23 protein-coding genes, 2 pseudogenes and 2 riboswitches are annotated in these 20,729 nt (G+C 34.8%); of the genes and pseudogenes, 17 read left to right on the forward strand and 8 right to left on the reverse strand.

The annotated features are described in order from the left end of the window. Positions 1-32 precede the first annotated feature (32 nt). Positions 33-138, reverse strand: a riboswitch (SAM riboswitch). A 52-nt stretch (positions 139-190) separates the two neighbouring features. After that, positions 191-1,381, reverse strand: coding sequence for a pyridoxal phosphate-dependent aminotransferase (locus DN410_RS16900; RefSeq protein ID WP_149177347.1), 1,191 nt, complete (start codon positions 1,379-1,381; stop codon positions 191-193). A 14-nt stretch (positions 1,382-1,395) separates the two neighbouring features. On the opposite strand from DN410_RS16900, the gene DN410_RS16905 reads away from it, so the two are divergent. The 4 genes from DN410_RS16905 (at position 1,396) to DN410_RS16920 (ending at position 5,036) form a co-directional block, all read left to right on the forward strand. Next, a complete protein-coding gene (locus tag DN410_RS16905; protein ID WP_149177593.1) occupies positions 1,396-2,259 on the forward strand; it encodes a carbon-nitrogen family hydrolase in 864 nt (287 codons plus the stop codon). A gap of 71 nt (positions 2,260-2,330) precedes the next feature. Continuing rightward, positions 2,331-2,475: riboswitch (SAM riboswitch) on the forward strand. Positions 2,476-2,566: 91 nt separating this feature from the next. Beyond that, positions 2,567-3,748 (forward strand): S-methyl-5-thioribose kinase, encoded by a 1,182-nt coding sequence (gene mtnK / locus DN410_RS16910; protein ID WP_149177348.1) that lies wholly within the window; start codon positions 2,567-2,569, stop codon positions 3,746-3,748. Further along, entirely contained in the window at positions 3,745-4,800 is a 1,056-nt protein-coding gene (mtnA, locus tag DN410_RS16915; protein WP_149177349.1) for an S-methyl-5-thioribose-1-phosphate isomerase, read from the forward strand. The genes mtnK and mtnA overlap by 4 nt, the downstream gene beginning before the upstream one ends. A gap of 74 nt (positions 4,801-4,874) precedes the next feature. Next, a complete protein-coding gene (locus tag DN410_RS16920) occupies positions 4,875-5,036 on the forward strand; it encodes a YvrJ family protein (protein WP_000393331.1) in 162 nt (53 codons plus the stop codon). A gap of 30 nt (positions 5,037-5,066) precedes the next feature. Here DN410_RS16920 and DN410_RS16925 read toward each other — a convergent pair whose 3' ends face one another. Then, complete coding sequence (locus DN410_RS16925; protein WP_149177350.1) at positions 5,067-5,843, reverse strand: 3-hydroxybutyrate dehydrogenase; 777 nt, start codon at positions 5,841-5,843, stop codon at positions 5,067-5,069. A 195-nt stretch (positions 5,844-6,038) separates the two neighbouring features. Here DN410_RS16925 and DN410_RS16930 point away from each other — a divergent pair, with 195 nt between their 5' ends. From DN410_RS16930 to DN410_RS28520, 4 genes and pseudogenes are all read left to right on the forward strand, one after another. Further along, positions 6,039-6,371, forward strand: a complete 333-nt coding sequence (locus DN410_RS16930) for a PadR family transcriptional regulator (RefSeq protein ID WP_000107988.1) — start codon at positions 6,039-6,041, stop codon at positions 6,369-6,371. Continuing rightward, positions 6,371-7,138: a DUF1129 domain-containing protein gene (locus DN410_RS16935; protein WP_149177351.1), complete on the forward strand. Its 768-nt coding sequence runs from the start codon at positions 6,371-6,373 to the stop codon at positions 7,136-7,138. Before DN410_RS16930 ends, DN410_RS16935 begins: the two co-directional genes overlap by 1 nt. 13 nt (positions 7,139-7,151) lie before the next feature. Then, a complete protein-coding gene (locus DN410_RS16940; RefSeq protein ID WP_149177352.1) occupies positions 7,152-7,913 on the forward strand; it encodes a DUF1129 domain-containing protein in 762 nt (253 codons plus the stop codon). Between the two features lie 32 nt (positions 7,914-7,945). After that, positions 7,946-8,053 (forward strand): annotated as a pseudogene (locus DN410_RS28520) (DNA-binding protein); the annotation flags it as partial. Between the two features lie 29 nt (positions 8,054-8,082). Here DN410_RS28520 and DN410_RS16945 read toward each other — a convergent pair. Continuing rightward, the gene (locus DN410_RS16945) at positions 8,083-8,700 is read right to left on the reverse strand and encodes an ImmA/IrrE family metallo-endopeptidase (RefSeq protein ID WP_149177353.1); all 618 of its coding nucleotides are present in this window, start codon (positions 8,698-8,700) and stop codon (positions 8,083-8,085) included. Positions 8,701-8,860: 160 nt separating this feature from the next. Between DN410_RS16945 and DN410_RS16950 the strand changes: the two genes are divergently transcribed. From DN410_RS16950 to DN410_RS16960, 3 genes are all read left to right on the forward strand, one after another. Next, positions 8,861-9,154, forward strand: a complete 294-nt coding sequence (locus tag DN410_RS16950; RefSeq protein WP_016111246.1) for a DUF3928 family protein — start codon at positions 8,861-8,863, stop codon at positions 9,152-9,154. A gap of 110 nt (positions 9,155-9,264) precedes the next feature. Further along, on the forward strand, positions 9,265-9,714 hold the full coding sequence (locus tag DN410_RS16955) for an NUDIX hydrolase (RefSeq protein WP_149177354.1): 450 nt from the start codon (positions 9,265-9,267) through the stop codon (positions 9,712-9,714). Positions 9,715-9,853: 139 nt separating this feature from the next. Beyond that, positions 9,854-11,029 (forward strand): acetyl-CoA C-acetyltransferase, encoded by a 1,176-nt coding sequence (locus DN410_RS16960; protein ID WP_000552066.1) that lies wholly within the window; start codon positions 9,854-9,856, stop codon positions 11,027-11,029. Between the two features lie 29 nt (positions 11,030-11,058). Here the strand turns inward: DN410_RS16960 and DN410_RS16965 are convergent, their stop codons facing one another. Both DN410_RS16965 and DN410_RS28525 read right to left on the reverse strand, forming a co-directional pair. After that, positions 11,059-11,811: an AAA family ATPase gene (locus tag DN410_RS16965; protein WP_149177355.1), complete on the reverse strand. Its 753-nt coding sequence runs from the start codon at positions 11,809-11,811 to the stop codon at positions 11,059-11,061. 10 nt (positions 11,812-11,821) lie between these two features. After that, a pseudogene (locus tag DN410_RS28525) lies at positions 11,822-12,089 on the reverse strand (hypothetical protein). Between the two features lie 148 nt (positions 12,090-12,237). Here DN410_RS28525 and DN410_RS16975 point away from each other — a divergent pair. Both DN410_RS16975 and DN410_RS16980 read left to right on the forward strand, forming a co-directional pair. Beyond that, positions 12,238-12,966, forward strand: coding sequence for a DUF4184 family protein (locus DN410_RS16975; RefSeq protein ID WP_149177356.1), 729 nt, complete (start codon positions 12,238-12,240; stop codon positions 12,964-12,966). 37 nt (positions 12,967-13,003) lie between these two features. After that, positions 13,004-13,768 carry a hypothetical protein gene (locus tag DN410_RS16980; protein WP_149177357.1) on the forward strand — a complete coding sequence of 255 codons (765 nt, stop codon included), beginning with the start codon at positions 13,004-13,006 and terminating at the stop codon, positions 13,766-13,768. A gap of 40 nt (positions 13,769-13,808) precedes the next feature. Here DN410_RS16980 and DN410_RS16985 read toward each other — a convergent pair whose 3' ends face one another. After that, on the reverse strand, positions 13,809-14,240 hold the full coding sequence (locus tag DN410_RS16985; protein ID WP_000758767.1) for a DUF3997 domain-containing protein: 432 nt from the start codon (positions 14,238-14,240) through the stop codon (positions 13,809-13,811). A gap of 131 nt (positions 14,241-14,371) precedes the next feature. Between DN410_RS16985 and DN410_RS16990 the strand changes: the two genes are divergently transcribed. The 3 genes from DN410_RS16990 (at position 14,372) to DN410_RS17000 (ending at position 15,680) form a co-directional block, all read left to right on the forward strand. After that, positions 14,372-14,827: an RDD family protein gene (locus DN410_RS16990; RefSeq protein ID WP_149177358.1), complete on the forward strand. Its 456-nt coding sequence runs from the start codon at positions 14,372-14,374 to the stop codon at positions 14,825-14,827. 180 nt (positions 14,828-15,007) lie between these two features. Continuing rightward, on the forward strand, positions 15,008-15,106 hold the full coding sequence (locus tag DN410_RS16995) for a hypothetical protein (RefSeq protein ID WP_000145657.1): 99 nt from the start codon (positions 15,008-15,010) through the stop codon (positions 15,104-15,106). A 64-nt stretch (positions 15,107-15,170) separates the two neighbouring features. Further along, the gene (locus DN410_RS17000; protein ID WP_000218424.1) at positions 15,171-15,680 is read left to right on the forward strand and encodes an SDR family NAD(P)-dependent oxidoreductase; all 510 of its coding nucleotides are present in this window, start codon (positions 15,171-15,173) and stop codon (positions 15,678-15,680) included. Positions 15,681-15,744: 64 nt separating this feature from the next. Here the strand turns inward: DN410_RS17000 and DN410_RS17005 are convergent, their stop codons facing one another. Beyond that, entirely contained in the window at positions 15,745-16,845 is a 1,101-nt protein-coding gene (locus tag DN410_RS17005; RefSeq protein WP_149177359.1) for an ABC transporter ATP-binding protein, read from the reverse strand. A 263-nt stretch (positions 16,846-17,108) separates the two neighbouring features. Between DN410_RS17005 and DN410_RS17010 the strand changes: the two genes are divergently transcribed. Further along, positions 17,109-18,785, forward strand: coding sequence for a glycoside hydrolase family 13 protein (locus DN410_RS17010; protein WP_149177360.1), 1,677 nt, complete (start codon positions 17,109-17,111; stop codon positions 18,783-18,785). Positions 18,786-18,826: 41 nt separating this feature from the next. Here DN410_RS17010 and DN410_RS17015 read toward each other — a convergent pair whose 3' ends face one another. Next, positions 18,827-20,587 carry an alpha-glycosidase gene (locus tag DN410_RS17015; protein ID WP_149177361.1) on the reverse strand — a complete coding sequence of 587 codons (1,761 nt, stop codon included), beginning with the start codon at positions 20,585-20,587 and terminating at the stop codon, positions 18,827-18,829. Positions 20,588-20,729 lie beyond the last annotated feature (142 nt).

Below are 20,729 nucleotides of genomic sequence, written 5' to 3' on the forward strand. Positions count from 1 at the left end.
CTCAGCTAAGGAGAGGTTTTTTTACAACCAGCTCCTTATCTGTCAGCATAATGCTGCGAGAATTAGCACCGTGTCTACAATTGTAGATCGGTTGCCGGGTTTCGTCGGGCTCGTCCCTCCACCTGCTCTTGATAAGAAGTATTTAGAAATGTTTAAATTTTTAAGATAACTGAATTTTGTCAGATATTTTTTATGTTGTCAATGGCTTTTTGAAAAAATTTAATTTATCAATTCGATTAATGGCTTCTCGTAATCTATCTTCTGTATGCAAGAGACCAACGCGGACATACCCTTCGCCATGCTCACCAAACCCAACACCAGGAGCAACTGCGACGTGTGCTTTTTCTAGTAAAATATCAGAAAATTGCTCAGATGTATAACCTTCCGGTACAGGAAGCCATGCAAAGAATGATCCTGTTGGAATGTCTACATTCCAACCAATTGAGTGACAAGCTGAAATAAGAGCGTTTCTCCGGGATTCGTAACTATTTACAAGATCTACTACACAAGACTGTGAACTTAGTAGTGCTTCACGAGCAGCATCTTGAACTGCACCAAAAATACTAACATACATATGATCTTGTAATAAGTTAATTGTTTCGATAACACTTTCATTCCCTACTGCAAAAGCAATACGCCAGCCAGCCATATTGAAAGTTTTTGATAAAGTATAAATTTCAATTCCTGTATCTTTGGCACCGTCTGCTTGTAAGAAACTAACCGGCTTTTGACCATCAAACCCAATAGCGCCGTAAGCAAAATCATGAACAACTAATATATTATGTTTATTAGCAAAATGAATGGTTTCATCAAAAAAATCTTTTGATGCAGTAGCACCAGTAGGATTGTTTGGATAGTTTAAAAACATTAATTTTGCACGCTCAGCGATAGTACTATCAATTTTTGTGTAATCTGGTAAAAATTTATTTTCTGCAATAAGCGGCATTGTTTTAAATTGTGCTTTTGCTAAAGCAACTCCTGATAAATAATCTGGATAGCCTGGATCTGGAACGAGAATAGTATCACCAGGGTTTGTAAAACACATTGGTAATTCTACTAATCCAGCCTTTCCACCAAACAAAATAGCAACTTCAGTTTTTGGATTTACTACTACATCATATTCACGTTGATAGAATGTTGCCACGGCTTCTTTTAAGCTCTCGTGTCCACGAAATGGCGGATATTTATGATGAATGGTCTTTTCTGCAGCATCTTGTAAAGCTTTTACGATATGCTGCGGGGTTGGTTGATCTGGATTACCTTGACCTAGATTAATAACATCGTGACCAGCTGCAACGACCTTGTTAACTTTTGCAACAAGTGAAGCGAAAAATTGTGTAGGCAATGATGTTACTATCTCAGAAGGTTGAAATAATTTCATACTTTCCACCTCTTTTGAAAGTTGTTACAATTCTAGTGACAAATGATATAATCTTTCCAGTATTTTGTAAAGAAAAAAATGAGAATGGGGCTGACAAAATGAAAGTCGCATGTATTCAAATGGATATTGTCTTTGGAGATGTAGCAAAAAATATTGAGAACGCTAAAAATAAAATAAGTGAAGCGATGAAGGAAAGACCAGATGTTATCGTCTTACCAGAACTATGGACGACAGGATATGATTTAACGAGACTTTCTGAAATTGCAGATAGGGATGGAGTAGAAACGAAAGAAACGTTGAAAGAATGGTCGAAACAATATGGTGTACATATTGTTGGTGGTTCTATAGCGAAGCAAACAGAGCAAGGTGTTACAAATACAATGTATGTTGTAAACAAAGAAGGAGATCTAGTCAATGAATATAGTAAAGTACATTTATTTCAGTTGATGGATGAACATAAATATTTAGTAGCTGGAAATAGTACAGGCGAATTTAAGCTAGATGATATAGAATGCGCCGGCACAATTTGTTATGATATTCGTTTTCCAGAGTGGATGCGCGTTCATACTGCTCGAGGGGCAGAAGTTTTATTTGTTGTAGCAGAATGGCCATTAGTCCGTTTAGCGCATTGGCGCTTGCTGCTGCAAGCAAGAGCAGTTGAAAATCAATGTTATGTTGTTGCGTGTAATCGGGCAGGAAAAGATCCGAATAATGAATTTGCAGGTCATTCTTTAATTGTGGATCCTTGGGGTGAAGTGGTGGTAGAGGCAAATCAGGAGGAATCCATTTTGTTTGGAGAGCTTACATTCGAGAAAATTCAAGAGGTTCGTAAAGGGATTCCAGTTTTTGCGGATCGTCGCCCAGAATTATATAAATAAAATATTGACAAGTGATTTTTATTCTTGGTATAGTCTTCAACATAAAGTTAAAAATTCAAAAAATTATACAACTCTTATCAAGAGCAGGTGGAGGGATTTGGCCCGATGAAGCCCAGCAACCGACCGTAATACCATTGTGAAATGGGGCGTATATTTACGACGCCAAAAGGCACGGTGCTAATTCCAGCAGAAAGTATACTTTCTGGTAGATAAGAGGGGAGAAGATAAACTTCAAACCTCTTTCTTTGTGGAAAGAGGTTTTTCTTATGCTAGAAAAACCTCTGAATTAAAAAAGGGGGAGAAAACTATGGGATATTATTCATTAACAGAAGTAACCGCTGTACAATATGCGAAAGAACGTGGCTATTTTGAAAAGAAAGCGAATGTAGTTTGTCATGAAATTGGAGATGGAAATTTAAATTACGTGTTCAAATTAGATGATGGAGTGAAGTCAATTATAATAAAACAAGCACTACCATATGCGAAAGTAGTTGGTGAGAGCTGGCCATTGTCTATAAAAAGAGCAACGATTGAAAGTAGGGCACTGCAAATTTTTGCAAAGTATGTGCCGGAATATGTGCCGGTAGTGTATAGTCATGATGAAGAATTAGCGGTAACAGTCATAGAAGACTTATCAAGATTAACAATTACAAGAAAAGGATTAATAGACGGAGAAGAGTATCCACTTCTATCCCAGCATATCGGTCGTTTTCTAGCAAATGTTTTATTTTATACTTCAGATTTCGGTCTACAGTCAGAAGAAAAAAGGGTACTAGAAGGTACATTCGTGAACCCAGACCTGTGCAAAATTACAGAAGATTTAGTGTTTACAGATCCGTTCGGTCATTACGATACGAATGATTATGAGGCGGAGTTACAATTGGCTGTTGATGAACTTTGGAGTGATAAAATTTTAAAACTAAAAGTGGCTCAATATAAATATAAGTTTTTAACGAAAAAAGAAGCGCTTATTCATGGTGATTTACATACTGGTAGTATTTTTTCATCACCTTCTGAAACGAAAGTGATTGATCCAGAATTTGCAACGTACGGTCCATTTGGGTTTGATATTGGTCAATTTATTGCAAATCTATTAGTAAATGCTTTATCTAGAGAAGAAGAAAAGAGAAGTGTACTATTTTTCCATATAGAAAAGACATGGAGTTATTTTGTAGAAACTTTTACGAAGTTATGGATTGGAGAAGGCGTAGAAGTATATACGAAAGAAAAACAGTGGTTACCGATTATTTTGCAAAATATCTTTACTGATGCTGTCGGATTTGCAGGATGTGAGCTTATCCGAAGAACAATTGGCTTAGCGCATGTAGCTGATTTAGATGAAATAGAAAATCAAGAAAGAAGAATTCAAGCTAAGAAACAAGCGCTATCCTTAGGTAAAGAACTAATAAAATATGAATCTAAGAACGCTGATATTCAACTGTTCCGAACATTATTTCAGCAGACAGTTTCTGGAGGGGTAAAAGCATGAGTACAATTGTTACTATTCCGAGATCTGTCAGTTGGAAAGGTGATGCGATTGCAGTATTAAATCAAACAAAGTTGCCGCATAGCACAGAATACAAAACATTAAAGACGATTGAAGAGGTATGGAAAAGTATTGTCATGCTAGAGGTACGCGGAGCACCCGCAATTGGAATTGTAGCAGCATTTGGCTTGGCACTTGCATCAAAAAAATATAATACTGTACATATTGAAGAATTTCAGAAGAAGTTTAATAGAGATTGTAACTATTTAGGAACATCACGCCCGACAGCAGTCAATTTATTTTGGGCAATCAATCGCATGAGAGAATCTGTTCGAGAGATTACTACAATAAAAGAAGCACAAAAAATATTAGAAGAAGAAGCGCTTCGCATTCAGCAGGAAGATGAAGAGGTATGCCGGAGCATTGGGGAATATGCGTTAACATGTTTTACAGCCGGTGATAAAATTTTAACAATTTGTAACGCTGGCAGTATTGCAACTGCACGATATGGTACTGCATTAGCACCGTTTTATATTGGGAAAGAAAAAGGTATACATTTACATGCGTATGCATGTGAAACGAGACCCGTTTTACAAGGTGGACGTTTAACAACTTGGGAATTAAAACAGGCAGATATTGATGTAACACTTATTACAGATAATACGGCAGCTCATGCTATTCAAACGAAAGAAATAAACGCAATTATTGTGGGAGCGGACCGAATTGTTGCAAATGGAGATACCGCAAATAAAATCGGAACAATGAATCTGGCGATATTAGCAAAGTATTTCGATATTCCATTTTACGTAGCAGCTCCGTTATCTACATTTGATATTACGAAACAAATAGGCGCTGAAATTGTTATTGAAGAGAGAGATGAAACAGAAGTTACGAAAATCTTTGGGAAACAAGTAGCACCAATTGGAACTGACGTTTATAATCCTGCATTTGATGTAACGCCGAATGAATTAATTACAGGTATTATTACTGAGAAAGGGATTTTACGAGGAGATTATAAGCGAGAAATTGCATCATTGTTTAAAAAAACAAGCTAATACATAATAGCTTGTTTTTTTATGCCTAAATGTGTTCTTTTCTCTTATTTATATAATGAAAGGAGGCGAAAAAGATGGAAGAGTGGATCAAGATGATAGGTAATGTAGGGTTTCCAATTGTTGTAACATTATATTTACTTCATCGTATTGAAAGTAAATTAGATGGGGTAATTGTTGCAATAGAAAAGTTGCCGCGGCAATTACTACAGTATGACGATCCTCGCGATAAAAAATAAAGTTTGCTCTTCGTGAGCAAACCTTATTTTTTATTGAGCAGTATAACCGCCATCGATAACAACAGCTTGGCCAGTTATACCTTTAGCTTTTTCACTTGCTAAAAATATAGCATAATCCGCAATTTCTTGTACTTGTAATAAGCGTTTTTGTGGGACAAGTGGATAAATGACATCCTCTAAAACATTTTCAAGTGGTACATTTCGTGTAGTAGCTAAGTCTTGTAGTTGATTACGTACAAGAGGGGTATCGACATAACCAGGACAAAGGGCATTTACAGTAATACCATCGGTGGCACCTTCTAAAGCTGCCACTTTTGTTAATCCAATTACACCATGTTTGGCGCTATTGTAGGCGGATTTTCCTGCAAATCCAACAAGGCCATTAATGGAAGCGACATTAATAATTCGGCCATACTTTTGCTTTTTCATAATCGGAAAGGCATGTTTAATGGCGATAAATGGAGCGATTTGCATGATTTTGATGAGGAGCTCGAATTTTTCGCTTGGAAACTCTTCAATTGGTGAAACATGTTGCATTCCTGCATTGTTAATTAATATGTCTAATGAACCGAAATGAGTAACTGTTTGAGAAATTGCTACTGCAATTTCTTCCTCAGATGTAACATCACATTTTAAACCAATTGCTTGAAATCCCTCTTTTTGTAATTGTTCAGCAGCTTCTTTCGCACGCTCTTCAAGCCGGTCACTAATAACAACTTTTGCGCCTTCTTTTGCAAAAGCATTCCCCATTTCATAACCAATACCACTCGCGGCACCTGTTAAAAAGACAACTCGATTTGTAACCATGATGAAAAACATCCCTTCATAATAAAGTTTTCATATTGCTCTATTTAGAGAGGGTATAATAAAATTCCTGCAAACATTTGGAAAAATATCATTAACTATCTTGTTTTGCAAAATAGTCTCTGCTATACTATTTTGTAAAGCAAGATACTTACGCTTATCTATCTTGTAAAACAAGATAGCGGGAGGATTTGAATTATGTCGACAAGTCAAATGCTGAAGGGGATTTTAGAGGGGTGCTTACTTGCTATTATTTCCGAAGGTGAAATATATGGTTATGAAATGAGTGAAAAGCTAGCGAAGTATGGCTTTACCATGGCGAGTGAGGGAAGTATTTATCCGTTATTAATACGAATGCAAAAGGAAGGATTAATAACAAGTGTAATGAAGGAATCTCCATCTGGCCCAAAGCGAAAATACTATACATTAACAGAAAAAGGCGAGGAAGCACTAAATGAATTTATGGATCGCTGGGAAGCGATGCAAAGTAGTGTGGAACGCCTACTTGAAGGGAAGGGGAGAAGAAAATAATGCTATCAAATGAAGCACGAAAATTTTTATTAGATATGAGATTATTTTTGACTGCAAAGAGTGTGAAAGAAAGCGATATTGAAAGCTTTATCGAAGACGCAGAACTTCATTTAATAGAAGGTGAAAGTGATGGGAAAAGCGTAGAAGAAATTTTCGGAAGCTCACCGAAAGAATATGCAAATGAACTTGTAAAAGTGATGGAAAGAGATAGACAAGAAACGTGGAAGCAAATTGGATTTACGGTAATGAATATCGTTTCGTTTTGGATTATTGCTTCTATCCTAATAGTGAATAACGGAGTATTACAAATGTCACTTATTCAATGCGTTGGGTATAGTTTTTCATTGGTTTTAGTTGTAATAGGGCCGAATTTTCTACTTCGCAAAATGACCTTTGTAACAAGCTTTACAAAAACATGGTTTTCCATGTGGTTTTTAGTTATGATCGCGCCAATGTTTTTAATGGGGGCTGTCACGATACTAGACGTGATATATCCTACAAAAATGTTTACATTCACCGAGTTGCAAAGTTATATATTAGCTGGTGGAATTTTTGGCATCACAGTAGCTATAAATATATATTTTGAAGGGTGGTTTAAAAACTTATATTTAATCATTCCACTTTCTATAATGTTAATATTTAAAACATTTACATCGGAAGATCTTATGCCAATGCTATTTCAAATTATATGTTTATACGGAAGTTTATTTATATTAATTTTTATTGAAATTATGATGAAAACGAATAGAAGAGAAACAGTTAAATAAGGGAGGGGTTATAATGGAGGTTTCTAAAGAAGGCGAAAAGTTTTTAATCGATACGAAAGTGTATTTAATAACAAAAGGGATTAAAGAAAAAGATGTGGATGCCTTTTTAGAAGATGCAGAACTTCATTTAATAGAAGGTGAGAAAGAAAGAAAGACGGTAAAGGATATATTTGGTGATTCACCAAAAGAGTATGCGGAAGAGTTGGCGAAAGAGATGGAGAAGGATAAAAGCGGGAGTATAAAGAGTATTTTAGGAATGATAATTGGGATAGGCGGATATTGGTTACTTACAAATATTTTATTTGAGAGTCCTAATCATGAATTTGTATTAACGAATGTGCAGTTGATTGGATATCCAATTGTATTAATGGTTACTGTTGCAGGAATTATATTTGCTTTTAAAATGTCATCATTTAAGAGCAAAATAAAAGAATTTAGCATTATTTATGTAGCAGCTTTGCTACCGATTTTATTACTAGTATTATTAATGTTTATGAATAAATGGTACGGGACACCTGTATTACAATTAACTACTATGCAAAGTTATATATTAGCTGGAACTATCTTAATTGTGCTGTTAGTTGCCGAAGCATATATACTTGGATGGATTGGAATATTAGCTGTTATCGTGCCGTTATTAATTATGTTTGTATTTAAGGAATTAGGGAAGCAAAACCCATATTGGGGAATGTTAGAGCCTTTACTTCTATACGGAAGTTTATATGTATTAATGAGATGGTCTTTAAAAATTGAAGAGAGAAAAAGTGTGAACTAGGAGTTCCATAGAAAAAGGCTGCCTTGAATATACAAAAATTATTTCCAAAGAAATACTATATTTTGATTTTTAGAGGGATTACATTTATGTTTAGTTGCTTATTTGTATTTCTAGCAGCCGGGAATTGGTTCGTCGATTAAATAAGTTGTTTTAAACAGTAACATGACAGTTACTGTTTTTTTCTTTGTAATAAAGAGCTTTGTAAAGAGAGTGCTTTTTGTTCACTCGTTAATAGGGACTGAATATGGACATTTTCAGGGCGCGGGACTATCGGATACATAAGATTTGCTGGAGAAGGGTGGTGCTCCGAACCGGTTGGAGAATGAGGATCTGCATGAGTAAGCTTTCCGTGAACACGTCTTGTAAATAAAATATGACCGATTTCGTGAGCGAGTGTATATATATTTTTCATAGGAGCAGCTGAATTTGTTAAAACGATATAACCAGTAAGTTGCTGTTGTTTTACTAAAGAGTAAGCACAGGCAATTACTGCTGTTTCTTTGAAATAATCACTGCCAATATAACAAATGTAAAGGTCGCATTCAGGAGCTTCATTTACACACGTTTGGAAAAAGGATGATAATTTTTCCTGACTTTGAATGGAATTTTTATAACTAATTTCACGGTCAGAAAAACGGAAAAGTTCATTTAAAATAATGATTTCTTTAATTTGAAATGTAATCGGGTGCCAAATTGACTCTGCAACTGCTAAATCTTTTGCGATACGGTCATTAGAAATATCGGCGCCTGGAGTAATGCAAATACATATATTGACGTATGGATCCATAAGGAACACCTCAACTGAAAAAATTCTTCCTATAATATATGTTGGGAAAAGATCCTATGTATGGATAAACGCCTTGTTTATTACAAGTCGAAAAAATTTCATAGTTCTATAACATGGTGTGGTCGCCTTTTTGATATAGTAAAGGAAAGGGGGAGAATATATGTATACATTAAAAATCGTTTCAGACAGAGAAGCACTTTATCAATTTGCGAGTTATGTAAGAGTTGTACAAGGGATTGAAGATGTATATGTAGAGGTGGGAGAACCTTTATATGAACATCCTTTAATGAAGTTTTATGTACATATTAAGCTGAAGGAAACATATGAGCAGCATAAAGCGTTACAGGAAATAGCAAGGTTAGTAGAATTGGGTCGTTTTACATATGTCCATTATCGTAATGATGAAATTGAGGAAGCTTTTGAAGCTGTAAAATATGAAAGTTTTAAGAAATAAAAGATGAAAAAAAGGAGGCGAAAGCTTCCTTTTTTTCTTTAAAATTACATCAACAAAAGGAGAAAAATTTTGTTATGATAAGGGAGGGTGAGGAAAGGAGAGTTTACATATTGGGGTATATTGAAGATTTACGCAAAGTCGTTGGTACGAGGCCACTTATTCTAGTAGGGTCAGCAATTATTATATTAAATGATAATCAAGAAGTATTGCTTCAATATCGTTCAGATACATATGATTGGGGTGTGCCTGGTGGAGCGATGGAGCTTGGAGAAACGACAGAAGAAACTGCTCGTAGAGAATTATTCGAGGAGACGGGACTAACTGCAAAAATAATGCAATTTCTTGGTGTCTTATCAGGAAAGGAAGTATATTTTCGTTATCCAAATGGAGATGAAATTTTTAATGTCATTCATCTGTATCAGGGGCATTATGTGAGTGGTGAATTGAAGCTCGATCATGAAGGGTTACAACTTCAATACTTTCCAGTAGATAAGTTACCAAAATTGAATGAAACGACAGAGAAAATTTTACAAAAGTTTTTATATGCGTTAACAGAATAGAAGGTTAATTCCTTCTATTTTTATTATATTAAATATTTTGATTTTTTAGTATGTTTATAGTATGATAGTTGTAGACATACATCTTATGGAATTTCACCTAAAAACTGACTAGTGTACATAAGAGAGGGGCAAGTGCAAAATGCATAATGTTGTTATTACAGCTGCAGTTCGTTCGCCAATTGGAACTTTTGGGGGAGCGCTAAAAAATGTAACGCCAGTAGAATTAGCTGTTCCTGTACTTCAGGAAGCTGTAAAACGAGGCGGGGTAGAACCACATGAAGTTGATGAAGTAATTTTAGGTCATTGTATTCAAAGAACTGATGAAGCAAATACGGCGAGAACGGCTGCATTAGCGGCAGGATTTCCTGACACAGTTACGGGGTATACAATCCAACGCCAATGTTCTTCAGGTATGCAAGCAATTATGTCAGCTGCAATGCAAATTCAATTAGGTGTAAGTGATATTGTTGTTGCAGGTGGAGTAGAAGCAATGAGTTCGAGCCCGTATGCATTGAAACAGCACCGTTGGGGACAACGTCTACAGCACGGAGAAATTCGTGATACGGTGTGGGAAGTACTAGAAGATCCGATTCATCATATTATGATGGGTGAAACAGCGGAAAATTTAGTTGAACAATATGAAATTACAAGAGAGGAACAGGATGAGGTTGCGCTTCGTAGTCATACACTGGCACTGCAGGCAATCGAGTCTGGATACTTTGACGATCAAATTGTTCCTATTACAATAAAAGAGCGTAGAAAAGAAGTTGTATTTTCGAAAGATGAACATCCACGTGCAGATATTACAGCGGAAAAATTAGCAGGATTAAAACCAGCATTCCGTAAAGATGGATCTGTAACTGCAGGGAATGCATCTGGTCTGAATGACGGAAGTGCAGTTCTAGTATTAATGAGCGAAGAAAAAGCGAAAGAAAAAGGCTTACAACCGTTAGCTAGAATTGTTGGATATTCAGTAGCTGGAGTAGATCCGAAAATTATGGGTATTGGACCAGCACCAGCAATCCGAAAAGGATTAGAGAAAGTAGATTGGTCATTAGAAGATGCAGATCTACTTGAAATTAATGAAGCTTTCGCGGCACAATATTTAGCTGTAGAAAAAGAATTAGGTTTAGATCGTGAGAAAGTGAATGTAAACGGTAGTGGTGTAGGACTTGGGCATCCAATCGGTTGTACAGGAGCTCGTATTACGGTAAGTTTAATTCACGAATTAAAGCGACGCGGCTTAGAAAAAGGAATTGCCTCTCTATGCGTCGGCGGCGGTATTGGGGTAGCATTATTTATAGAAGCACTATAAAAAAGAAGCAGCAATCGCTGCTTCTTTTTTTACGACTCAAATAGATGATGGAATAATCGATCACGATTTTCAAAGAAAAGTTTCGTCGTTTGATAATGCTCGGTTTCTTCTAATGTAGATTCGTGAATCCCCTCTTGTGTTAAAGAGTATATAGTGGATTCAGGGTAAGCCATTAAAATAGGAGAATGTGTCGCGATAACAAATTGTGAACCTTGTTCCGCTAGCTCATGCATTCGAATGAGCATGGAAAGTTGTCTCATTGGTGATAGAGCGGCCTCAGGCTCATCTAAAATGTATAAACCTTGTCCTGAAAAACGATTCATAAATAATGAGAAGAATGATTCACCGTGTGATTGTTCGTGTAATGAAATACCACCATAGGAATCAATAACTGGATTTCCATGTGCTTCCAAATCAGCATCTATTTCATCAATATAAGAAGCAACGTTATAAAATGATTCAGCACGAAGAAAGAAACCATCGTTTGGTGTATTGAAACTTTTGGAAATTCGAAGGTATTCATGTAAAGGTGAGTGTGAATCGTTTGTGCTAAAGCGGAAGTTTTTGGTTCCACCTTCAGCATTAAAACCTAAAGCGATTGCAATTGCTTCGAGTAATGTTGATTTACCCGTTCCGTTTTCTCCAATAATGAATGTTACATTTGGATGGAAAGCTAGTGATTGTAATGTTCGGATAGCGGGTAAGCAGTACGGATATACGGAAAAACTAGGGATATTTTCTTTTTTTAATGTGACATTTTTTAAAAAAGGTACGTCAATCAATATATAAACCTCAATTCATAACGGATTTTGATTCTAAAAAGGCAGCAATACAAGTGTAAGACAGCTTGCGGCTAGAATTGTATACTGAAGTGCGCCAAAACCGAGACCTTCCCAGCCGAAAGTCATTCTCTTCCATATAAAAATGAAAGAACGCTCATAAAGCCAACGAGAGCGGGCGTGTATTTTATAATCTTTAAATGCTTCCAGAGAAAAAATCCAATGTATGTACTTAAAAACAAGGTAAACAGAACAAGAAAAAAGACAAGTGTTAATGACACGTGAATCTCTCCTTATTTTCTGAATATTTCATGTGGATTATAACATGTAAACTATCATATTCCAATGTGGAAATAAATATTGCATGGAGATTATTTATGTCGTTATGATAGTATGTATTCTATTGTAATTATGAAAAGGAGTTAAAACATGCCGTTTACATTTGCGCATCCAGCAGCAGTTCTTCCTTTTGCGAGAAAGCAGTCCAAATATATTTCAGTAACGGCTCTTATATTAGGGAGTATGACGCCTGATTTTGAATATTTTTTATACTTTAGACCGTATGGTGTTATTGGTCATACATGGCTTGGGTTCTTATATGTTAATTTACCACTTGTATTTCTGTTCGCATACATATATCATTACATTTTAAAAAAGCCGTTTATAAAACATTTATCTAAACCATTTGCTGGCTACTATTCATATGCAGTAGATGAGAGGTGGTGGCTTCATACATGGAAGGAATTCTTTGTATTTTGCTATTCCGCTTTATTTGGTATGCTCACGCATGTCGTTTGGGATGCGTTTACTCATAACACGGGCTACTTCGTTATGAAAATACCATTTTTACAAAGAGAATTACATAGTATTCCAGTGTATAAATATATGCAACACGGGAGTACATGTGTTGGTTTATTATTGCTATTATACGTACTATGGAAGTATAAAGATGAAACAGGGAAAGATATTATTATAGCTTCAGAAAAAAGAAAGTATTGGGTTTCAGTAATCATTGTGACAGCTATTATATTTATCGTTCACGCGTTCGTAGATCCCTATTTTCATATTTTCCAAATAGGGGGTATAATAGTATCTGGACTGACAAGTTCGTTTTGTGGACTTCTTATTGTTTCTATAGTTTACAAAGCAAGGGACTAATTTTATATTAATGAATGATAGTGTTAGGAGAAATTAAATGATGAAAGCATGGAAAAGTATTTTTGTTTTATGTAGTTTTCTTCTTATGTTAAGTGGTTGCTTCCATCAAGAAGAAAAGAAAGCTGAACCGAAGAAGAAAGAAGCTATTCCTGAAACGAAAGAATATGGTGGACGTGAGCTGAAAAAAGTAGGACAAAAAGTGAAGGAAACAGGATGGGGTACTTTCAAGTTAGAACAGATGCATTCTGTTAATCAAACATTTGAAGTAGCGCCTATGAAAATTCATGTGCAAGATGTGAAAGTAATCTCTTTATCACAGATGAGTGAAGATGCAAAAAATGTGTTGAAAGCATATACGGCATTAACTCCTGAAGAAGTAAAGCGTAGATTAGGCGATAAAGTAAGTCAGGAAGATGCAGAATTATATGCATCGCTAAGTGGAACAGAGATTAGTGATACGATTCGTTACGTTGAGATTACATACAAAGTGGAAAATAGCGGAAATAAAAATATGCAATTTTTCTCTATGAAGGATGTTACGATTAATGATAAACAGCATTTTAAAGTAGCAACGCAAAACTTTTTATATGATGAAGATACGCTCGTTGGTACAAAAAATGTATCTAGAGAAGACTATAAGCCTGGTGAAACAAGAGATGGAATTATCGGTTTAATACTTGATGATGGAAAAGAAAAGGTAAAGGATATTAAGTTTACAACAGATGATTTAATTGCAGGAGATACAGAGACACAGGATGTTGTTAAAGAATCACAAATTTTTAATATTTCACTTTCTGAGTAAACTTTTTTAATGTAAGTAAAAACAGTCAGCATTTAAAACATTATGCTGACTGTTTTTTTATTTCTTTTATGTATGAATCTACATTTTGGAAAGGTACTTTAATTTTAAACGCATCTTTTTGTTCGTTAAATTGTTTTTCATTATAGGGACCAAAACGCTTATTGTGTTTTACGTCAATAATCCAATAATGCTCACTTTTTTTATTTGCAATCGCCCCATCAGGATTATTTGGATCGGACTTTTCCTCAGTTTGTTTTGCAATAATGTATTTATCATCCCAACCAATGTCTGTAATTTTTGCAGGGATGTATTGTGTGGCATATACAGCATCTTGCGTCGGGAAAAGTTCAAAGGCATTTGCAGAAGTACGTATGAGTTCGTATTCATCGTTAATCGTATAAGTTAAGTGGCTTGTATTCCCTGCACAACCAGCTAATAGGAAGGCGAAGAATAGGATTATCCATTTTTTCAATATGGGAACCTCCTTTACAATGCTGTTGTAACACATTGTACAAGAAAAGTAAGAGAAACGCTAGTTTACAATGTTTTTTAGAAGTGGTACGATGAAACGGGTAAAAAAGGATATGAAGGAGTCGACATAAAATGAAGTTAAAGATGCATCGACCAGCGCTTGTAATGAATCGCATAGGTGCCGCCCTAATTGACATGTTTTTAATCTCGGTTATGTATGGTGCAGTAGTAGCTGTTATGACCGGAAACTATAGTGCTATTTTTAATCGTTTTAATATAAGCTTTGGTGACTACAAATATGACCTTACAGTAGTTTTCATATTGATGGCCCTATATTTTATTTTGTTACCTTTTATTTGGAACGGTACTACACTTGGTAAAAAAATAACAAGAACAAAATTAATTTCATTGACGAGTGAAAAGTTAACGCTACAAACATTAATTGTACGATTTTTTGTATTGTTATTACCAAACATATTGCTACTTGGAATTCCAATATTATGTAACGTATATATGATGTTATTCCGTAAAGATAATTGTGGTTTTCAGGATTTAATTACAAAAACGAAAGTGATAAGTCTTGTATAGTAAAAGGAGACCTTTTTATTCATAAAATAAGAAGGTCTTTTTTTATTATATAAATATATTTTAAAGGATATATAATAAGAAAAAGTTAATCCATGTCATTTTCGGTTTTAATAGATTGAAAATTAAGAAAATGTTATAATAATTAAAATAATATCTTTATATAATAAGGGGGAAATTGAAATGACTGGAGGTAGCGTAATCTTTTGGGGGATTTTAATTTTCATCGGTTTAGTTTTCGATCAGCGTAATAGTAAGAAAAAAGAAGGAGTAAAAAAGTAATCGCTTACAAATAAATAAGCAACTTTTCTTGCTTGCAGACTAATCTCATAAAGCAGTATACTGAATGACGGTAAGACTTATAGAAGGGGTAATGAAAATGAAGCTTGCAGGAAAAGTTGCCATCGTAACTGGCGGTGGCATCGGTATTGGACGTAATACAGCTCTTTTGTTGGCTAAACAAGGCGCAAAAGTAATTGTGACGGACATTGATCAAGAAAGTGGACAAGCAACAGTGGAGGAAATTACGAATCTAGGCGGAGAAGCACTTTTTGTATCCTATGATATGGGGAAGCAAGGAGATTGGCAACGCGTTATCAGTATTACTTTGAATGCATTCAGTCGTATTGATATGCTTTTTCAAAATGCTGGTTTGTATAAAATAGATTCTATTTTTTCACGCCAACAAGAGAACGATTCCAATGTACTTTGTATTAATGACGTATGGATAGAGATAAAACAATTAACGTCATCTTTTATGAAACAGCAAGAAGAAGTGGTGCTGAGTGACTTGCCGATTTTCGGTATTATTGGCACGAAAGGACAATCATTTCATACAGTAGAAGCCCTCGTATAATAATGAAAACCGCCCTCAATATGTGGACGGTTTTTTTGTATATTATATTGTAGAAAATTAGTTTTTAACGAATACGTTGTTCAGTTTGGCTATCAAAGAAATGCGCTTTATTCATATCAAATGCTAGTTTAATTTGGTCACCAGGTGAAAATGTATGTCTTGCATCAACACGAGCTGCAAAATCTTGATTTCCAAGTTTCATATATAAAATAGATTCAGCACCTAACAATTCAGCAACTTCGATTTTTGTTGTAAAGGCAGTCGATTGTGAAGCTTCTAAAAATAATAGTTCATCATGAATATCTTCAGGACGAATACCTAAAACAATGTCTTTATTTACATAGCCTTGTTCACGTAACATCTTCATTTTTCCTTCAGTTACTTTAATTTTTAATGCATTGTCTATAACGAAATCGGTTTCAGTTAATTTACCACGGAAGAAATTCATCGCTGGAGAGCCGATAAATCCACCAACGAAAACATTTTCAGGTGTTTCATATACTTCTTTTGGAGTACCGATTTGTTGAATTTTTCCGTCTTTCATAACAACAAGACGAGAAGCCATTGTCATTGCTTCAGTTTGATCATGCGTTACATAAATTGTTGTCGTTCCAAGGCGGTGATGTAACTTAGAAATTTCTGAGCGCATTGCAACACGTAATTTAGCGTCTAAGTTAGATAAAGGCTCGTCCATTAAGAATACTTTCGCGTCTCGAACGATCGCTCTACCTAACGCAACACGTTGACGTTGTCCACCGGATAACGCTTTCGGTTTTCTATCTAAATATTGTTCCAGTCCTAAAATTTTTGCTGCATCTTTCACACGACGATCGATTTCATCTTTTGGTATTTTTCGAAGTTTTAATCCAAATGCCATATTATCATACACACTCATATGTGGATAAAGAGCATAGTTTTGGAAGACCATTGCGATATCACGATCTTTTGGAGGAACATCATTCATTAGCTTACCATCAATTGAAAATTCTCCTTTTGAAATATCTTCAAGTCCAGCTACCATTCGTAAAGTAGTAGATTTTCCGCATCCAGAAGGACCAACAAATACGATAAACTCTTTATCTTGAATGTGTAAATTAAAATCTGTTACAGCTGTTACATTATTATCATATATTTTATAAATGTTTTCTAATTTCAGTTCTGCCATGGTATTTCCCCCTAGAAATAATTATGCAAACGTTTTCTTTGAATTCATTATAAACTAATAGATTCAAAAAATAAATAAAAAAATAAAACGTTTTCATTTATTCGATTAATATTAGTGATTTTCTCATTCTTTCTTAGAAAAAGAAGAATAAAAATTGTAAGCGCTATTTTAAATTAGGATAGAATCTGTTATCATTCATTAATGAAAACGTTTGCGCCTTGAGAGAAATAAAAATTATAGTATAGATGAAATGGGGTAGCATAATGGAAAAGCAATGGTGGAAAGAAAGTGTAGTATATCAAATTTATCCTCGCAGCTTTATGGATAGTAACGGTGATGGTATAGGTGATCTTCGTGGTATTATTTCAAAGCTAGATTATTTAAAAGAATTAGGAATTAATGTAATTTGGCTATCGCCGGTTTATGAATCTCCAAATGATGATAATGGTTATGATATAAGTGATTACTGTAAAATAATGAATGAGTTCGGAACAATGGAAGATTGGGACGAGCTATTACATGAAATGCATGAACGTAATATGAAACTTATGATGGACTTAGTTGTTAATCATACTTCTGATGAACATAATTGGTTTATTGAATCACGTAAATCAAAAGATAATAAATATAGAGATTACTATATATGGCGTCCTGGAAAAGATGGGAAAGAGCCGAATAACTGGGGAGCAGCTTTTAGTGGATCTGCATGGCAGTATGATGAACTAACAGATGAATATTATTTACATCTGTTTTCTAAAAAACAGCCAGATTTAAATTGGGATAATGAAGAAGTAAGACAAGATGTTTATGAAATGATGAAGTTTTGGTTAGAAAAAGGAATTGATGGATTCCGTATGGATGTTATTAATTTCATTTCTAAAGAAGAAGGTTTACCAACTGTTGAAACGGATGAAGAAGGGTATGTTTCAGGGCATAAGCATTTTATGAACGGCCCAAATATTCATAAATATTTGCATGAAATGCATGAAGAAGTATTGTCTCATTATGATATTATGACAGTTGGTGAGATGCCAGGTGTAACAATGGAAGAAGCTAAATTGTATACAGGGGAAGACCGTAAAGAATTACAAATGGTATTCCAATTTGAACATATGGATTTAGATTCAGGAGAAGGCGGGAAATGGGATGTAAAACCATGTTCACTTCTTACTTTAAAAGAGAATTTAACAAAGTGGCAAAAAGCATTAGAGCATACAGGATGGAATAGCCTTTATTGGAATAACCATGATCAACCTCGCGTTGTATCCCGTTTTGGTAATGATGGAATATACCGTACTGAATCGGCAAAAATGTTAGCGACGGTGCTTCATATGATGAAGGGAACACCATATATTTATCAAGGAGAAGAAATCGGAATGACTAACGTTCGATTTGAATCAATTGATGAATATCGAGATATTGAAACGTTAAATATGTACAATGAAAAAGTGATAGACCGTGGTGAAGATAAAGAAAAAGTAATGGAATCTATTTATATAAAAGGCCGAGATAACGCTAGAACTCCAATGCAGTGGGATGGTAAGAAACATGCTGGATTTACAACAGGTGAACCATGGCTTGCGGTAAACCCTAATTACAAAGAGATTAATGTGGAGCATGCAATACAAGATGAAAACTCGATTTTTTATTACTATAAAAAATTAATTGAGCTACGTAAAAATAATGAGATTATTGTGTATGGATCATATGATTTAATATTAGAAAATAATCCATCTATTTTTGCGTATGTAAGAACATATGGAGCCGAAAAACTTCTTGTTATTGCAAACTTTACTGCGGATGAAAGTGTATTTAAATTGCCTGAGGATATTAGTTATAGTGAAGTAGAGTTATTAATACACAATTATGACGCGAGAAGCGAATCGATAGATAATATTATATTACGTCCGTATGAAGCGATGGTATTTAAATTAAAATAAGAAAAATCCTTATGCCACACCTTGGCATAAGGATTTTTTTATTACCACTTTAATATTGAGAATCCATATGGAGGAAGTGTGACTTGTAATACACTTGCTTCCGCTGAAAATTCTTCTTTTGTATATATATTGACTATTTTCTTCCCTGTAATATGAATAGGGAGTGAAGTTGTAACTTCATCATTAGTAGGATTTAAAACGAAGAAGATAGTCTCATCTTCATATGTTTTCGTATAGGAAATATAATTATGTTCATTATTTGCTTCGATGAATTGGAAAGTACCATGTCCACCAAATGCTTTATATTGCTTTCGTAATGAAATTAATGTTTGTATATGTGTAAATAATAGATGATCTTGTTCTTTCGTATCCCAAATCATACATTTGCGGCAATCTGGATCCATACCGCCGTCCATACCAATTTCGTCTCCATAATAAATACAAGGGGAGCCGATGAAAGAAAGGTGGAATACATAAAGTAACTTTAACTTATTTTTATCTCCGTTACATGTTGTCAATATTCTTGGTGTATCATGGCTGTCTAATAAATGAAATGCTGCTTCATTTACATTCATAGAGTAGGAATGTAGAGATTCTGTAATTTGTTTCATAAATTCATTTGCCTTAATGGAATCGTTAGCAAAGTAAGACAGTAGAGCGTTTGTAACAGGATAGCTCATTACAGCGTCAAATTGATCTCCTTGTAACCATGGAAGTGCATCGTGCCAAATTTCTCCTAAAATATATACGTCAGGATTTAATGACTTTATCTCACTTCGGAATTCTCTCCAAAAGCTGTGGTCGACTTCATTTGCTACATCAAGGCGCCAACCATCTATATTGAATTCTCTTACCCAATAACGCCCTACTTCAAGTAAGTATTCTTTTACATCTGGGTGTGCTGTGTTTAATTTAGGCATATAGGGTGTAAAAGCGAAAGTATCATAATTTGGAAGTGGCTCAGTTCTAATTGGGAACTCATGAATATGGAACCACTCTTTATATGCTGACTGCTCACCATTTTCTAGTACGTCTTGAAATTTATCGAAAAAGTATCCACTATGATTAAATACGGCATCAAGCATTACTTTTATACCGTGTGCATGACATGCCTGAACGAGTTCTTTGAACGTTTCTTTTGTGCCAAATTGCGGATCGATTTCCATGTAGTCAATTGTGTCATATTTATGGTTTGAATGTGCTTTGAAAATAGGTGTGAAATATATTCCTGAAATGCCAAGCTTAACAAGGTAATCAAGGTTTTGAATAATACCAGCAAAATCTCCTCCAAAAAAATTAGTTGGAGTTGGCTCAGCACTTCCCCAAGGAAGGGTATTTTCTGGATTCAGCGTACTATCTCCATTAGCGAACCGTTCTGGGAAAATTTGATACCAAACAGTATCTTTAATCCAGGAAGGTGCTTTGAATACATCATCTGCATGAATAAATGGAAAACAGAAAAAGTTACCAACGTCATCATTTGGAATACTGGAAAAAAATCCTCGCTCTGTATAAATAAGAGTTTCTATATCATTTTTTAATTCGAATCCATAACGTAAGCGCTTAAATTTTGGTTCGATTGAAATGGACCAATAATCAAACAATGCAGTAGAACCAGTTTTTTTCATCGGTGTACTTGAAGAAATCCACTTCCCGTCTTTCCATTCATAAGGATCACCGTAAATAAGAGTGGCGCTTTGAATATCGTCTCTTTTAGTACGTATTCGGATGTGAATCGTTTTTTCATCGTAAGCGTATGCATAATTATCTTTTGGCCTATGATAAATGGCTTCTTTAAGCATATAGAAAATCCCCCTTTACTATCTCCATGTATATTGTTCCCTTAAGTATCATAATAAAGCATATGTTGCAAACGATTGCTTTTTGCATAGCTTTAATATTGCTTATAAGAGTAGTATTCATTTCATATAAAGTCAATGTATA

Source organism: Bacillus sp. SH5-2 (genome assembly GCF_008368905.1).
Classification (GTDB): domain Bacteria; phylum Bacillota; class Bacilli; order Bacillales; family Bacillaceae_G; genus Bacillus_A; species Bacillus_A luti.